This window comes from Komagataeibacter europaeus LMG 18890 (assembly GCF_000285295.1).
GTDB classification, from domain to species: domain Bacteria; phylum Pseudomonadota; class Alphaproteobacteria; order Acetobacterales; family Acetobacteraceae; genus Komagataeibacter; species Komagataeibacter europaeus.
On sequence record NZ_CADP01000080.1, the window covers coordinates 1 to 14,123 of the forward strand.

Genomic DNA, 14,123 nt, shown 5'->3' on the forward strand with positions numbered 1-14,123 from the left:
GTGGTGAGCCCTGATGTTCGTGCCATCCAGAAAAGTCATGCCCAGCTCCACTCCGTGGTGGTCCTGAACCAGTTCGAGCAGGCGTTCCCACACCCCCAGTTTCGCCCAGCGGATGAAAAGCTGCGCCGCCCGCCACCACGGACCCAGCTCAGCGGGGATACTTCGCCATTTCGCACCATTCTCATGACGCCAGAAGATCGCTGCTATCGTACGCCGCAGATCATGGGGCGGTGTCTTGCCCCTTGGCCGAACCGCCTCAATCAGCGGTTCCCAGATCGCCCATGTCTCATCAGTGAAAGTGCCTGTTCCGTCTCCTTCTTCAATCCATACAATATAGGAAGTATTTTAAGATCTAACAGGCCCTAGTCAAATTACCTTCTGACAAAAGAATTTCGGCATAGATGCGACGAGGTTCGAAGATGTTTGGTGTGCGAACAATAGCTTTTTCGGCAAGCCTCCGAGCTAGTTGTTTATCTCCCCCAAAAAACTCAATCTCTGCAAGGCGTGTAGTATAGAATGAATGACCGCCTTCATCACCAACTTGTTTGAGCACTCCCATTAATTCGTGGACTTCTCCACTTCTCTTGACTGTTTCCCGCAATTTTCGTGTAAGAACTGCAATTAATATATCAAGAATATAAACGCTACTTGATGTAATATCATGAACTTCTCTAGCGAACCGCTCTGCGTCAGGCAGATTATTACGAGCCAAACAAATCGCTGAAAGCTCCCGGGCAGTCGAATAATTCCCGGGAGATAGCTGGATGGCCTCTCGGAAATATTGTTCAGCAGTAGCTAGGTGTCCTTTTATTCTTTCATTAAATCCACGAAGAAAAGCGATGTTACTTTTTATCCAACCATCTCCTGAATCGCGGATTAAAATTTTAATTCCATGGTTAAAAGTTGCGGCATCACCCATACGAGCAGCGGCTAAACACATAAATCTACAAGCCGTGACCATCGCAGTTCTCGATAAACGACTAATATCTTTTAAGGCTTCTTTGGAAAGTCTAATACATTCCGAATAATGTTTTTGATCATAATGTCGTTTGCATAAAAAAACGTAATGAGAAGGAAGCATAAATATCGCCGCATATGTGTCCTTTTCGGCCTCTATTGATGAAATAACTGCTGTGTCAATCAATGTGATTGGGGCCGTTCCCTCATCGAGTCGAAGAGATAAAGACTCTGCAAGCTTTCCTAATATTTCCTTCCTTTTTTCCTCAGGTATTCTTATACGCTTATCTTTTTCCACGGCAATTCGTATAGGTGGGGAAATAGAAAATGCATCACCAGAATGTTCAATAATATGAAGCTGGATAAGGCGTTGTAAAGCGTCCGATAATTCAGATGCGTCGTTTTCCAAAGCCTCAACTATTGCCGTGAAATCAAGTGTGGGAAGAATTTTCAGGACGCCTAACAATGATGCATCTATGTCGCTGATTTGAATTTTACTTAAGTAATCAGAATAGCGGCGATGTTTCCATTCTACAAAACCTCTTGGATTTGCAAGAAAGCTAGAAAGGCCCTGTTCGTTAATTTCTTCCATAATGGCATAAAAATTATATGGATGCCTATCAGATAATTCGACGAAATCGGAGACTTGTTCTTCTGTAACGGAAATTGCTTTATCTCGGAGTAAACGTTTTGCCAGTCGGACAGAGTCTTCCTGCGACAGTGACTTTATCGCATAGTAAGATACATCCTTTGCTTCTCTCCGGCTCCTCAATGGTACCATTCTAGGAGATATGAACGAGATAGGTGGAAAGGGACGATCTTGTAGAGAATTTACGATCGTATCAATGTCGGCAAGAAACGCACCATCATCACTGAGAATTCCACCAGCATCCAAGACAAAACAGCACTCTCTGGAAGAAAGTAGTGAATTAAATAACGAAGCGATTTGACGAATTTTCTCCTTAATGTCCGGCGGATCAATTGTTCGGATGTAAGCTGATAATTCATGAGCGGTTGCGCTTGGACGAATAGCACTAATTACCTTACGATATATTTCATCAAGGCCATCGAGTTCTTCTATTGTTATTGTAGGGAAGCTGCTTCCAACTTGTGGGTATTGATTTTGGAAAAATTTTCGTACCAAAGCACGACGGCCTGCACCGAAGTTTCCGGAAACATAAAGCGCTTTTTGTGGAGGCCGGTCAGGAGCCGTCACCTGTATCTCAAGTTCTCTCAGAGCAGTTTCGCGTCCAATAAAAGGATGAGATAACTTCGTATCACTAGAAGCGGCTGAAAGAAGTGTCCCTTGAATTAACCACGAAGATGCTTCAATGGAAATTGTACGCCTAACAATAGAGAAAAGTTTTATGTTGTCATCGACGTGATCAAAAGAGTTCTGATCGATGCAAATTACTATAAATCTATCAATATTCCCTTTTGAAAATTGTTCCATTCCAAACAAAGTTTCGAATTTTACGTAGGGAGATTCTACTGAATCTTCTGAAAGAAATAAGCAGAATAGATCTGACCGCTTTAAGGCTTCGGAAATCACGAAGGAGTTGAGCCGTCCCGCATCGAATGTCGTTGAATCTAATTCAAACGTTCCAGGCTTAAGAAGTTTTGCGACTCTTTCTACATAACCTTTATCTTTTGATGAATGTGATAAAAAAGCGCGCATTTTACTCTATCCTCTGTTGGGGTAGGTAATTTTGCATGGATTGTGTGCGTATAAAAGAATTTATTCCACATTGTGAAATACCTATTTTGAAAGAATAATTTCTAAGCTTACCGCAAAACAGCGGACATTCTGCTCACCCCCGCATTGCTGCCGCAGTTTGCCATATACCGTGATCAAAAACCGGCCATTTAGCGTGAACATTTACAGCTGGAGATCAGCTTTCAATTGGAAAGGCACTAGCGTCCAGCGTCGTGCCCTGCGGGGGCTTCTCGTTCAATGTGCGAATGTCAATGCGGATGGCGTTCATAAGATCACGGAGCCGAAGCTCGTGCGCTTCCGGCCCTTGTGAATTTTTGATCGATGCTGTGAAGGCATTTAGTGCCAAGACTACTTCATCACTACCGACAACGCGAACCTTCCGGGCCGCTATGTGAAATCTCGCCTTTTCCTCTCTGGTCGTCGTCTTACCATAGAGACTCCCAACATGCTCCGCCAGCTCTAGGTAGACATCTCGCCTGATCCCATAATCAGCCCACGCTCTGTCGGTCAGTGCTTTGTCGTTTTCGTGCCCGAACTTAGCGTCATTGAGTTCGCGCTCAAACTCAATCTTACGTTCAACGTCCGCGGTGGTCGCCCTCCGATTTAAATAGGCAATCCATAGAAGGAACAATCCAGAAAATAATGAAGCGACTACAGCTGGGCCAATGACTAGTGATGGGAATTCCGCAATCTGCTTCAGGTATTCCATATTCTCTCCTCATCCCTACAGACCAATCGCCTAGGTTACCTTTCACTCTATTCGCCATCTTGATCAAGTGGCCTCGCTTAGCGCGAAGCCATGTCGCAGTTCAGAACCGAATAAAGTGGCAAGGATGGGGTCGCGACGACGGAAACTGAACGGTTGAGATTGGGGTGCCGTTCTGACGATCCATCTCCGACAATTCCATCGGCAGCTTCTGTCAGAAACGGATGTTCATGATGGCAAATGGGAACGACCGGGTCTTGGTCGGTAGCCGTCATGAACATCAGCGCAAGGAATGGCTGTTTTCGTTCTCGCTTGCCGATAACCGGCATTCCGCTTTCCCCCCCCAACCCAGACATCACGTTACAGGATTGTCTTTCGGGTCGGGGGCATCCTGCCCCTGCTCACCTGGCCCCACGTCCAGCCTCACCTCGTCGTCCAGCGTCTTCCCTCTGGCCAGCCTGCGCCCGACTGCCTCGATGAACCCGTCGTAGCGCTCCCGTCCCTTGCTCTGCGCCGCAGCAAGGGCCGCATCTGGCAACGGCGGCATGCTGGTCAGCCAGAACCGGACGAAAACGGCCAGAGATTCGTTCGAAATCGTGACCCGTCGCTCCATGCGCTCCAACTGCCGCGTCACCCGGTCCAGCCGCCGGGCCAACGCCGCCTCCAACCGTTCCGGGCCATCCGGCGACAGGAACGATGCCAGCGCTGTTTCCACGATCAAAGCCTGCGGCACTTTCTTGCGGGCAGCGTAATCGGCAAGTCTGACACTGAGATCGGCGGGGAGCCGAATCGTGTGCTTGATCCGCATAGCTGTCACAGCCCCATCCGATCGCCAGGATCGAGCGACACCTGCCGCGCGAGAGTCCGCTCGCCGCGTTGCAGGGTCTGCGCCCGTATGGCGTCGTCCGCGGACTCATCCTCCGGCGGATCGAACTCATGGACGGGCTTTCTCGGCGCCTGCACCACCTCTTCCTGTTCCGGCAGCTCCGGCTCACGGCGGATGCCGGCATTGGCGGGATCATCATCTCCATTGCTGGCAGGAGGTGGCTGGACCACATCGGCCCAGTCCCCCGGCGGCTGCGGTCCGATGGGCGGTGTTCCCTCCGGAGACGATGGCGGCTCAAACCGGGGTGGCGGGAGGATACGCGCGCTCAATTCGGCATCCTCGAAATACCGCGCCTTGCGCGCCCTGACCGGCGGGCAGCCGGACACCAGCACCAGTTCCTCGTCAGGAGGAAGCTGCATGATCTCGCCGGGCGTCAGCAGCGGTCGCGCGGTCTCATGGCGTGTCACCATCAGATGCCCGAGCCATGGCGACAGCCGATGCCCGGCATAGTTCTTGGCGTCACGAATTTCGGTGGCCGTCCCGAGCGCGTCGGACACCCGTTTGGCGGTCCGTTCGTCGTTGGTCGCGAAGCTGACCCGGACATGACAGTTGTCGAGGATCGAATTGTTCTGGCCATAGGCTTTCTCGATCTGATTCAGGCTCTGCCCGATCAGGAAGCTCTTGATCCCATAACCCGCCATAAAAGCCAGCGCACTCTCGAAGAAATCCAGCCGCCCCAGCGCCGGGAATTCATCGAGCATCAGCAGCAGGCGATGCCGCCGCTTCGCTTCCAGTTCCTCGGTCAGCCGGCGGCCGATCTGATTCAGCACCAGGCGGACCATCGGCTTGGTGCGGCTGATATCCGAGGGCGGCACCACCAGGTACAGCGTGGCCGGATGGGTGCCGGCCACGAGATCGCGGATCCGCCAGTCGCAGCGCCGGGTCACATGTGCCACGACCGGATCGCGATACAGGCCGAGGAACGACATGGCGGTGGAGAGCACGCCGGAACGTTCATTATCGCTCTTGTTGAGCAGTTCCCGCGCAGAACTGGCCACCACCGGATGCACGCCTTTCGCCCCGAGATGGGGAGTGGTCATCATAGCGCGCAGCGTGGTCTCGATCGCGCGTTTCGGATCAGAGAGGAAATTGGCGACCCCGGCTAGGGTCTTGTCCTCCTCCGCGTAAAGGACATGCAGGATGGTGCCGACCAGCAGGGCGTGGCTGGTCTTCTCCCAATGGTTGCGCTTCTCAAGGGCGCCCTCGGGATCGACCAGCACGTCGGCAATATTCTGCACGTCGCGGACCTCGCGCTCGCCGCGCCGGACCTCCAGCAACGGATTGTAGGCGGCACTGGCCAAATTGGTCGGATCGAATAGCAGCACCCGGCCGAAGCGGGCGCGCCAGCCGGCAGTCAGCGTCCAGTTCTCGCCCTTGATGTCATGGACGATGGCTGCACCCGGCCAAGTCAGCAGCGTTGGCACCACCAGACCGACGCCCTTGCCCGAGCGGGTCGGTGCGAAGCACAATACATGCTCCGGCCCGTCATGACGCAGATAGGCATCAGCCGAGCGGCCCAGCACCACGCCATCGAGCGCGAGCAATCCGGCGCGGCGGATCTCGCGCGGGTCCGCCCAGTGCGCCGAGCCGTAGGTGGTGGCACGCATCTTCTCGCGAGCACGCCAGACTGACATCGTAATCGCGACGATGACGGCGGCAATCCCGCCCGATGCCGCAATGTAACCGCCCATGGTGAAGATGTCCGGGGCGTAGGCGTCGTAGGCGAACCACCACCAGAAGAACTCAGGCGGATAATAGACCGGCCAGCCGAGCAGCGTGACCCACGGAGCGCCAAGCTGCGGCTGGAAGCCGAGATGCCAGGCGGTCCACTGGGTAGCAGTCCAGGTGAAAGCGAGGATCACGGTGCTGACGGCAAACACCGATCCCCAGAGGATCTTGGTCTGGTTCATGACAGGAACCGACCAAACGGCTCGCTTCGCCAGCGTTCAAGGTCTAATTATGACGTCTCGGGCCGCCGGATAGGCGCGGACAATAAACGGACGGCCTGCCTGTCCGCCTGCACGGCGGCAAAAATATCGAGAATCGTGCGCTTGCTGACGCCGCTTCGCTCGCCCTGTTCCAGCAACTCGACAAGCGTGCGCTCATCTTGACGAGTGGCCGGATAACAGGTCGATGGCACCTTATTTCGCCCTGTCATGCTGAGAAACTCCGATTGCCTTGTCGTCGCATGTGGAGAAGAAGCCGGTACGGTAAAAATGCCTCCGCCTGATGATCGCCTCCACGTTCTGATCATCGTGATGGCGGCGAAGTTCATCGTCAGCGAAGGCCGCTGCCCGCGATCCCAAGGAAACCACTGACTTTACGAGTCGAATATCTGCGGCAGATCCCGTGCGCCATGAAGCACACGGACGATGCGCACCTCGTCGGCCAGTTCACGGTAGAACAGCAGGTAGCGGCCGTGAACAATGACCCTCAATCCGGGACTGATCTCATCGCGCGCCGGAAAGCTCCCCGGAAGCTGCGCCGCGGTGGCGGCCTTCGCCTCCAGTTCGGCCACGAAACTCATGGCCCGCTCGGGATTGTCCTCGGCGATGTAGAGCGCGATCTCCAGAAGGTCGGCGCGCGCGGCCGGAGCGAAGCCAAGCCGTTTCATCCCTGCGCGCGACGCCGAGCGATCACGTCGCGCAATTCGGCGAAGACGGTTTCGGCCGGGATGCTCGACCCGCTCTCATCGCCAAGCCGGATCGCCTCCCGCAGGGCGTCGAGATCACGTCGGTCGGTATCGCGGCGGCGCATCCACTCGCGCAATGCCTCGCGCACCACCTCGCTGGTCGAGGCATATTCGCCCCCATCGACGGACTGGCGCAGGATCGCGGCCATCTCGGACGGCACGGTGATGGTCATACGTTCGATTGTGGACATGAGACGGCTCCTTTCAAGCGAGCATACTTCATCATACTTATGAAGCACCCGCTTTGTCAGCCGAAAACCTGCAGGCGGGCCAGCCAACATCAAATCCCGAGCCCGCGCTTGCGCCCGAGATTCCAGTCCACCGACCCACCCGGCGACAGGGTGCCGGAAACCTGCCGTCCGAGCTTCTGCTCCAGCGCCGGGCGCCACGGCACGAGCTGGAACCCCAGCCCATCGTCGACCATCGCAAACCGACCCGAGGACAGGTTGACCCGCTGGCGATAAACCCCCGAGACAATCTCGTCTTCCTTCGCGGGCCGGTGTTGCAGACCAGTCTGCGCCGCCAATCTGGCGGCCGCCTGATCGAGATCACGCTGGCGCAGGGTGCCGAGCAGGTCGGGTGCGAACACCACGCGCTCGCCCTGCCGCCGGGCCAGCCCCTCGGAGGCGAGATGATCGATCCGCTGCGCCCTCGCCTCGCGGACCTCGGCCCCGAAGCCCGCATTGGCCAGCGCCGAATCTTTGGCGAGCAACTGGCGATCGAGCCAGGTCGCGCCGGGCGCCGTCACCTGCTCGGCCAGCGTGAAATCCGAGCGCGTGGCGAGCGACAGGCGCTGCGTGCCCTTGGCATCCTCCCAGGTGCGGGTCTCGACGATCGCGCCCGGCTTCGCATCGCCGGTCAGATCCAGATCGGGGAAGCGGAGATGATGCGTGCGCCCGTCGGTGCCGGCGATCACCGCGTAGCCCGAACCCTTCAGTTCGTCGTCTAGCCCGCGCTCGACCAGCCGGCCAACGATCGGATCGGCCAGCTTCTCACCGTGGATCGCGAAACCCGCGATGTCGGGCTCTGTCCCACCGCCGGACATGGCGCGGTGCATGGTTTTGATGATGTCGCCCCGGATGGAAAGATCGCGCAGCGTCGCCTCCAGCCCCGGCTTGAGGGTCCAGCGGGCCACCCCGACCGGTTCGGCAAGACCAAGCCCTTCCAGCTTGCTCGCCCGGCCCACCAGCAGGCGGCGCAGTTCCGGGTCTTCAGCACCCGCGCCCGGTCGCAGATCGACGATGCCGCCGCGCTCGTCGTTGATGTCCTGCAACGCGCGATCGAGACTGGTCCAGCGGTCAGCGCCGATCTCGGTTTCCAGCGCGGTGCGGATTTCCTGTTCACTGCGCGGGCCAAGTTCCAACGTCACCCGTTCGGCGGCGCGGTCGCGCAGGCCCTGGCTGATATAAGCGCGGCTGATGACCAGATCCTTGCCGTCGTCGGCCACGCCGCGCACCAGGATGTGGACATGCGGATTGTCAGTGTTCCAGTGATCCACCCCGACCCAGTCCAGCTTGGTGCCGAGGTCGCGCTCCATGTCCTGCATCAACTCCCGCGCGAAGCCCCGCAGATCCTCCATCCGTGCTGCGTCCTCGGGCGAGACGATGAAGCGAAAATGGTGACGGTCGTCTTCGCAGCGTTCCGCGAAGGCCTTGCTGTCCGCCTCATCAGACCCGACATCGAACAGATGGGCCCTGGCCCCGTCGCGAGTGACGCCCTCGCGCCTGAGATAGGCGATGTGCCGGGCGAGTGGTGCTGACCGAAACCGCGCACCCTGCTGGCGGACGACCCGCGCCTTGACCACGACCCGACGGGCATTGCTGCGCAACCGCATGGAGAGTGCCGCACGCCGGCCGCGCCCGAAACGGGAACCGCCACCGCCTCCCCTGCCCTTCGCTCCTAACCGGGTGCCGGTATGACCGGCCTTCTTCGCGGCCCGCATGACCTCACCGACGAAGGATTTCGGTCGTGCGCCCTGATTGCCATGCTGGATGCGTCCGGGCCGGACAGTCAGGCCATCATCGCGCGTCGGCATGGCCCGCTCTCCGCTTCGATGCGCGCCTGACCGCGCCCGGATCGTTGAAAACATGAGGAAAAATGCACGGACAGCCGCAGGCGGTGCGCGGTGAGAGGACAAATTCCCCAATCAAACCAACCACATGCAGCCCCGCACGGGCGCTGCTTTTACCTTGCCGTCTTTCCCTCCGTTGCCTGCCTCCCCCCAGCACCCCATCCCCAAAGCACCCATAGCCCGCCAGCGCCCGATGGACCGGAACGGGAATCATCGGCGCGCCTCCCCAAGCCCTGACGCGATGAACAGCCCGGCTGACTGCGGTGCGAGCGCCGTCCAGTCGGTTGGGCGGGCGTCGGCGGGATGTGCCGGATCGTGTGCGCTCTCGACATGCCGAGGAGCATTTTCCGTGCGCAGGAATGACGCCGGAAAGAGGGAGGACTCCTGCCAGGATCGTGCCAACGGCGCGCCGATCGTGATGTCGTCAGCGAGCGGAAGAGCGAGCCGAGCGCTGACCGACGCGACGTAGTTCCGCGTCTCGACAGGGAGCGGCCGGCCGGTCGCGAGATGCTCGTCATAGCGCGCGGGACCGGCATTATAGGCGGCGAGAAACCCGGCCTCGCCGTAGCGGTCCCGCATCCAGCGCAGATAGGTCGCACCAGCCAGGATGTTGTCATGCGGGTCGAACGGATCGTCGCCGAGGCCGAGCGACGTGCGCAGGCTGGCCCATGTTCCGGGCATCACCTGCATGAGCCCCATAGCACCCGCCGACGACACGGCATGCGCATCACCCCGGCTCTCGGTATGCAGGACGGCAGCAATCCATGAGGCTGGAATCTGCGCGCGCATGGCCGCTTCCGCGATCATGTCGGCGTATGGATCGGCAACCGCGACATGCCTCGGTATAGTCATGGACACGACGACCGGAAGCACAACATTGAACAGCCGGAGCACCGATTTACCGCAGGTCATCGCGCTTCACCGGGCGGTTCCAGACCAGATGAAAGGCACGCCCCTGACGATCGGACTGGAACAGGTTAGCGCGGATCGGCTGCGCCAGCATGGGGTCGTCGAGAACCAGCGCGAGGTAAGTGCCCGCCTTCTCGCCGGTACGTTTCCAGCCAGCGCCGATCTCCGGTCCGGCGTCAGCGTCACCGAGATGGACGCGATAATCGGGCGCATGCTCGGCGTCCGACGATGTCGCCGGCACGATTGTCAGTTCGACGTCGAGGGCGAGCGTGCGCAGGCGACCGGCGAAGCCGTCAGCCGTGCGCGTAAAAGTTCCGATCTGAGCCATGTCAGCCTCATTTCTGCTTGAGGTTGAGAGAAATCGGTGACGGCGCGAGCCACAGCGGCTGCGCGCGGCCGAGCACGGTGTCGACCGGCAGGACGCCGAAATAGCGACCGTCGAGACTGGTCGGGACCGCCGGATTCATGACGAAGATCTGGCCAGGCAGGACATGCCGGCAGCCTTGCCAGACCGGCAGCGAACGGCCGCGATGATCGCGGGCCAGCGCATCGCCGAGCACCTTCCCGTCGACCGTGACGGCAGCACCAGTGCGACAGACCCGTTGTCCCGGCAGTGCGGCGACCGGCTTGAGCAGCGGCACACCGAGCGGCAGATAGCCACCGTGCGCCAGCATCGTGGCAATGTCTGTCGGGGGTCGGATCGCGATCAGGTCTCCGACATGCAAGATGCGCACCGATTGCAGGCGATACAGTCCGACCGGTATGCTGGCGGTGGCGTTCCAGATCAGCCGGGGCGCCGGATGGATCGCCACTGATGTGCCAACACCGAGTATTGCGAAATACGTGGTGAAGAACCAGCCAAGGCGCATCATGACACCGCCCTCCGGCGCAGCCAAGCCTGATGGCGGTCGCGCGTGTAGGGACGTGACGCCTGCCCGGAAAGCATCCGGTTGTGCAGATGCCGCCAGTGCTCGGGCGCCACGTCGACGGGATCGATGCCGATCGCTTCGATACGATCGACGGCTTCGAGCACCAACCGGACCTTCGGCCAGCCGCTCTGACGCAGCAGGCTCTCGCCGCCGGGACGCACGAACGGTACTGTCTGATAGGGCTCGCCGGGATGGGTGACGCGCACGATGTCGATGCAGGACACCACCGTGCCGTAATCGTTCGCCGCCCAGCGCAGGAACGCGAACACGGTGTCCGGCGGAAAGCTCAGTATCCGCCGCCGACGATCGAGAATCTGCTCATGGGCGACAGAGCCGAAGCGGATCCAGTGCTCGATGCGCTTCTCGATCCAGGTCAGTTCGACATGAGCGAGGGTGTCGGTCATGGCACATCTCCAGCAGTATCGGGGAACTCGCGGGCCAGCAGCGCGCGCAGCATGTCGGCGACCGTGATGCCGCGCTGGAACGCCGCGACCTTGAGCCGCGCGCGCAGCGCCGGCGTGACGTCGATGGTCAGCCGGGCGGTAAAACGGTTGGCAGCCGCAGGCTTGTCCGGCGCCTTGACCCAGCGCTCCGGGTCGGCGGGGCGCGATGCGAAGCCGGGAAACGTGCGACGCCCTGTCATGGCGCAGTTCCTTCGCCGAGCGGCAGCACCGAGGCGATGCGGTCGCGCGCCTTCTGCGCCATGACGGGATCGATCTCGCAGCCGACATAGCGCCGACCAGCCAATCGGCAGGCAACACCGGCCGCGCCCGAGCCGGCGAACCAGTCGCCCACCAGGCCACCCGGTGGGCAGCTCGTGCGGATCAGGATCTCCAGCAGGGCTACCGGCTTTTCGATGGGATGGATGGCGCGGCCATGCGCATTGCGGACCGGAATTACGGAGCGCATCAGGCGCGGGCCACCGTCCTCGCTGACGTAATGACCGGCATCGATCCGGCCCATGTGGGGCGGCCGGTGTTTCCGTCGTACCGTGCGTGCCCGCGCGTCGGGCGTGGTCGGAACCACGTTGTAGACGGCACGCCAGGGCGTATCGTCGCGATAGAACTGGACGATCAGTTCATGGACGCGCCGGAACCGATCGGCATGGAAGCTGGAACCGTTCTGCTTCTCCCAGACCAGTTCCTGAGCATATTTCCAGCCTGCGTTCCGGAATGCCGCGTTGGATGCGAGAAAGCTCCGCAGCGAACCGAACACCCAGAGCGAGCCGCTGGGTTTCAGAGCGGCAAGAGCCTTACCGGGCCAGTCCACCACCTGCCGGCCCCAGGTAAGCGATGTATCGCCATAGGGCGGGTCGGCCAGGATCATATCGTAGGGGCCGTGCCAGGGCATCAGGAGCGTGCTGTCGCCGGTCAGCAGGGTCATGACACCAGCCCCCCGATCTCGGCCGTCAGGGCGACGATTTCACGGGCTGCGATCCCCTGCGGACGAAGATCGCACACCAGGCGGCCGGAACGCGCAGCATCGGCGAAAGCGACCCGCTGGCCGATCCGTGCCAACAATGCCGCCGGTTCATGCCCGGCGAGCGCCAACCGGGTCTCGCGGGCGATGACCGTGCGCGCGGCGCAACGATTGAGCACGAAGCGGGCGAGCAGGCCGGGACGAAAGAGGCGCGCGTCCTCCAGCAGCCGCAACATCTCGGCCGAGGCCCAGCCGTCGAACGGCGAGGGCTGGGCGGGGATCAGCACCAGATCGGCGGCCAGCAGGGCGGAGCGCAGCAGCGCCGCCACGCGCGGAGGACCGTCGATGACGACGTGATCCACCCCCTGAGCCAGTTGGGGCGCCTCGTGGTGGAGTGTGTCGCGTGCCAGCCCGATCACGCCGAACAGCCGGGGCAGTCCCTCCCGCGCCCGCTGTGCCGACCAGTCCAGCGCCGAGCCCTGCGGGTCGGCGTCGATGACCGTCACGCGCTGGCCTTCCCGAGCCCATTGGCCAGCGAGATGCAGCGCCAGCGTCGTCTTGCCGACGCCGCCCTTCTGGTTGAGGAAGGCCACGATCATGGCCCTTCTCCGGGGGTTATCCGCAGATCGGGCGGGGTGCCAACATCCTTAAAGTTAGACTCTTTTAAGTTAGATTCTAAGTTAAGGGCATCATAACCATTTGATTCAACGTCGTGATTCGGCGTTTTCCGCAAACGATAGCACGGATGCCGTGGCAGTGATGGCACGGATAAATCCACAACTGATAGCACGGATGGATTCACAGCTTGTCCACAGCCCCCTGTGGATAGTTTGGCAGGCGCGAAGGCCAGTGTGTCGTTACCGTTGCGGTCGGGGCGCACCGACAGCCGATAGCCGGGAAAGGGCTGCCGCTTCGCCATCTCGCGAAGTTCGAAGGCAAAGCGGCGATAGGGGGAAAGACTGGCGGATTTTTCGTAGAGATGGCGCAGGCCGAAGGCCCAGCCCGCACGCTGGCGACCGCCATGCTTGCGCACGATGCGATAGAGCCAGCGCTCCAGACCACCTGTGAGGCTAAAATAGGCCGGATCGATGGTCAGCACGAGCGCGTCATCGAGCACGGCCTGGTAGAACCAGTCGGGCAGGATCAGTTCGATCACACGGGTGCGCCCTTCCCGCGCGGTGTGCCGCTTCCATTCGTTGATCCAGGAAAAGCGGTGCAGTTGGCCCTTCCCGGTCTGCCGGAGCGAGGTCTTGATCGTGGTGGATTGCAGCCGATCGAACGCCGCTTCCAGCCGCTCATAATCCCGCGCGCTGTCGCCCCGGCCGATGAAGGTCAGGATCTCGCGCGGGCTGGCCACCATCAACCGCGACGTGCGCCGACCGGCGTCGCGTGCGGCAACAAGATGGCTGGCGGCCCAGATCAGCACATCAGCATCCCAGATCGTGGCCATGCCATGTTCGGCTGACGCCTCAACCCGGATGGTGACGTCCGGGGTCCGGTAATCGATCGGGACCATGCGAGGGGACTTGGCGAGGCTGAAGAACGGAAACGCCATCAGATCCTGGGCATCACGAGGCGCGAAATCTCCTGCTATGGCATGGAAGAGTTCCAGTTGCTCGCGCTCGGAGCGCGCTCTGCTGGTCGGGGACATCAGCGGCGGTTCCCGCGTGAGGTCGCCGGTGTCGGCGGGATCAGCGGGCTTTGCCGCGCGGCCGCCGATACGGTGCCGGCAGTCGTGTCGGAGGTGTGGGCGCGTGCCCCGCTCTCGACCCAGGCCTGCAACTCATCCACCCGATAGACCACGCGGCCACCGAGTTTTGAGTAGCGCGGGCCAGTG

General features: G+C 60.1%; 18 protein-coding genes and 1 pseudogene. All 19 read right to left on the reverse strand.

Going from position 1 to position 14,123, the window contains the following annotated elements; genetic code table 11:
• Positions 1–276 (reverse strand): transposase (locus GEU01_RS23020; RefSeq protein WP_232272585.1); only part of this gene is annotated, 276 nt, incomplete at its 3' end.
• A 76-nt stretch (positions 277–352) separates the two neighbouring features.
• Entirely contained in the window at positions 353–2,635 is a 2,283-nt protein-coding gene (locus tag GEU01_RS24640; protein WP_081499998.1) for a toll/interleukin-1 receptor domain-containing protein, read from the reverse strand.
• A gap of 214 nt (positions 2,636–2,849) precedes the next feature.
• Positions 2,850–3,383 carry a hypothetical protein gene (locus tag GEU01_RS16190; RefSeq protein ID WP_019086909.1) on the reverse strand — a complete coding sequence of 178 codons (534 nt, stop codon included), beginning with the start codon at positions 3,381–3,383 and terminating at the stop codon, positions 2,850–2,852.
• 77 nt (positions 3,384–3,460) lie between these two features.
• Positions 3,461–3,709 carry a hypothetical protein gene (locus tag GEU01_RS25850; RefSeq protein WP_157212874.1) on the reverse strand — a complete coding sequence of 83 codons (249 nt, stop codon included), beginning with the start codon at positions 3,707–3,709 and terminating at the stop codon, positions 3,461–3,463.
• Positions 3,710–3,735: 26 nt separating this feature from the next.
• Positions 3,736–4,188, reverse strand: coding sequence for a hypothetical protein (locus GEU01_RS16195; RefSeq protein ID WP_019086910.1), 453 nt, complete (start codon positions 4,186–4,188; stop codon positions 3,736–3,738).
• A gap of 5 nt (positions 4,189–4,193) precedes the next feature.
• Complete coding sequence (locus tag GEU01_RS16200) at positions 4,194–6,176, reverse strand: conjugal transfer protein TraG (protein ID WP_019086911.1); 1,983 nt, start codon at positions 6,174–6,176, stop codon at positions 4,194–4,196.
• 47 nt (positions 6,177–6,223) lie between these two features.
• A complete protein-coding gene (locus GEU01_RS16205) occupies positions 6,224–6,424 on the reverse strand; it encodes a hypothetical protein (protein ID WP_019086912.1) in 201 nt (66 codons plus the stop codon).
• A gap of 162 nt (positions 6,425–6,586) precedes the next feature.
• Positions 6,587–6,880, reverse strand: coding sequence for a type II toxin-antitoxin system RelE/ParE family toxin (locus GEU01_RS16210; protein ID WP_019086913.1), 294 nt, complete (start codon positions 6,878–6,880; stop codon positions 6,587–6,589).
• Positions 6,877–7,149, reverse strand: coding sequence for a type II toxin-antitoxin system ParD family antitoxin (locus GEU01_RS16215; protein ID WP_019086914.1), 273 nt, complete (start codon positions 7,147–7,149; stop codon positions 6,877–6,879). The genes GEU01_RS16210 and GEU01_RS16215 overlap by 4 nt, the downstream gene beginning before the upstream one ends.
• Positions 7,150–7,238: 89 nt before the next feature.
• Positions 7,239–8,993 (reverse strand): relaxase/mobilization nuclease domain-containing protein, encoded by a 1,755-nt coding sequence (locus GEU01_RS16220; protein ID WP_019086915.1) that lies wholly within the window; start codon positions 8,991–8,993, stop codon positions 7,239–7,241.
• A 246-nt stretch (positions 8,994–9,239) separates the two neighbouring features.
• A complete protein-coding gene (locus GEU01_RS16225; protein ID WP_026018807.1) occupies positions 9,240–9,941 on the reverse strand; it encodes a lytic transglycosylase domain-containing protein in 702 nt (233 codons plus the stop codon).
• Complete coding sequence (locus GEU01_RS16230; RefSeq protein ID WP_019086917.1) at positions 9,928–10,266, reverse strand: DUF736 domain-containing protein; 339 nt, start codon at positions 10,264–10,266, stop codon at positions 9,928–9,930. Before GEU01_RS16230 ends, GEU01_RS16225 begins: the two co-directional genes overlap by 14 nt.
• A gap of 7 nt (positions 10,267–10,273) precedes the next feature.
• Positions 10,274–10,810, reverse strand: a complete 537-nt coding sequence (locus GEU01_RS16235) for a S26 family signal peptidase (protein ID WP_019086918.1) — start codon at positions 10,808–10,810, stop codon at positions 10,274–10,276.
• Positions 10,807–11,271, reverse strand: a complete 465-nt coding sequence (locus GEU01_RS16240) for a DUF2840 domain-containing protein (protein WP_019086919.1) — start codon at positions 11,269–11,271, stop codon at positions 10,807–10,809. Before GEU01_RS16240 ends, GEU01_RS16235 begins: the two co-directional genes overlap by 4 nt.
• Positions 11,268–11,510, reverse strand: coding sequence for a ribbon-helix-helix protein (locus GEU01_RS16245; RefSeq protein ID WP_019086920.1), 243 nt, complete (start codon positions 11,508–11,510; stop codon positions 11,268–11,270). The genes GEU01_RS16240 and GEU01_RS16245 overlap by 4 nt, the downstream gene beginning before the upstream one ends.
• Positions 11,507–12,250, reverse strand: coding sequence for a DNA-methyltransferase (locus tag GEU01_RS16250; protein ID WP_019086921.1), 744 nt, complete (start codon positions 12,248–12,250; stop codon positions 11,507–11,509). Before GEU01_RS16250 ends, GEU01_RS16245 begins: the two co-directional genes overlap by 4 nt.
• Positions 12,247–12,885: a ParA family partition ATPase gene (gene parA / locus GEU01_RS16255; protein WP_019086922.1), complete on the reverse strand. Its 639-nt coding sequence runs from the start codon at positions 12,883–12,885 to the stop codon at positions 12,247–12,249. The genes GEU01_RS16250 and parA overlap by 4 nt, the downstream gene beginning before the upstream one ends.
• A complete protein-coding gene (locus tag GEU01_RS16260; RefSeq protein WP_026018808.1) occupies positions 12,882–13,937 on the reverse strand; it encodes a replication initiator protein A in 1,056 nt (351 codons plus the stop codon). Before GEU01_RS16260 ends, parA begins: the two co-directional genes overlap by 4 nt.
• Positions 13,937–14,123 (reverse strand): annotated as a pseudogene (locus GEU01_RS26955) (helix-turn-helix transcriptional regulator); the annotation flags it as partial. The pseudogene GEU01_RS26955 and the gene GEU01_RS16260, both read right to left, overlap by 1 nt.